A 1553-nucleotide genomic window follows, 5' to 3' on the forward strand; every position below is an offset into this window, starting at 1 on the left:
GAGCCCCGCTGCTCGGCCGCCGCGCCGGGCACCACCCGGGCGGCCCCACGGAGGGGCGGCCCGGCGGGCGGCCGCCGCCTTGTCGGACGACCCTTGAACGAGGTGGCGTCCGGCGGGCCGGTGCGCAGGGGCTGGAGGTGGGCGAGGTGATCGGTGGGGTCCACCTGGAGGCGCAGTGGCGTCGGGAGGCGCTGCGGACCAACCTGTGGGTCGTGCCGATGCTGGAGGTGCTGCTCGCCGCGCTTCTCTTCCTGCTCACCTGGTCCCTGGACCGGGCGGCGTACCGGGGCGACCTGTCCCTGCCGACCTGGGTCATCAGCGGCACGGCCGACGCCGCCCGGCAGATCCTCGCCGCCATCGCGGCGGCGCTGATCACCGTCGTCGGCGTGGTGTTCTCGATCATGATCGTGACCCTGACGCTGGCCTCCACCCAGTTCGGGCCGCGGATGCTGCGGACCTTCATCCGGGACCGCAGCACCCAGCTCACCCTGGGCACCTTCGTCGGGACGTTCGTCTACGCGGTGCTCTCCCTGATGGTGATCGGACCGTCCTCGCACGGCGACTTCGTCCCGCACCTGTCCATCACCGTGTGCATGGGCCTGGTGCTGGCCGACCTCGGGGTGCTGATCTACTTCATCCACCACATCGCCACCTCCATCCAGCTGCCCCGCGTCATCGCGAACATCGCGGCCGAGCTCTCGGCGGCGATCGACGCGGGCGCGGGCGAACCCGCCCGCGGCGGCGGCGTCGAGCGGGGGCCGCCCGAGGCCGAACTGCACGCCCGGCTGGACGCGTCGGGGGCCGCCGTCCCGGCGCCGGCCAGCGGCTACCTGCAGTTCGTCCGGCACCGCACGCTGGTCCGCATGGCGTCCGAGCTCGGCGCCGTCATCCGCCTGGACCAGCGACCGGGCCACTTCCTGGTGCAGGGTCACCAGCTCGCCACGGTCTGGCCCGCCGAGGCGGCCGACGAGGTGTCCCGGAGTTTCGCCCGCGCCCACATCACCGGCCCGACCAGGACGCTCGCCCAGGACATCGCCTTCGCGGTGGACCAGCTGGTGGAGATCGCCATCCGGGCGCTGTCCACCGCGGTGAACGACACCTTCACCGCCCTGACCTGCATCGACTGGCTCGGTGAGGGGCTGTGCCGGATCGCGTCGCGCTGGCAGCCGGACCCGGTCCACCGGGATGCGGACGGCTACATCCGGGTGATCGCCACGCCGGTGAGCTACGAGCGGCTGGTGGAGCGCGCGTTCGAGAAGATCCGCCAGGCCGCCCACGGCATGCCCGCCGTCCTGATCCGGCAGCTCGACGCCCTGGCGGAGATCATGGTGGAGACCAGGACCGAGGAGCAGCGCCAGGTGCTGCTCCGCCAGGCCGGGATGATCGAGCGGCTGAGTGCGGAGTCGGTGGCCGAGCCGGCCGATCGCGAGGACGTGCACCACCGCTACCGGGCCGTCCTCGCCGCGCACGCGAGCCGCACCGGCCGGGGCTGACGCCCGGCCGGGTCGGGCCGGGCGTCAGCCCCGGCCGGTGCGGCCCCGGCGGCGACGGCC

General features: G+C 74.0%; 1 protein-coding gene. It reads left to right on the forward strand.

The genetic code is table 11. The features are described from left to right. Window positions 1-1493: DUF2254 domain-containing protein (locus tag C2142_RS35470; protein ID WP_208693246.1), on the forward strand; the 1493-nt coding region annotated here is incomplete at its 5' end. Between the last annotated feature and the right edge of the window lie 60 nt (window positions 1494-1553).

This window comes from Streptomyces sp. CB01881 (assembly GCF_002953255.1).
GTDB lineage: Bacteria > Actinomycetota > Actinomycetes > Streptomycetales > Streptomycetaceae > Kitasatospora.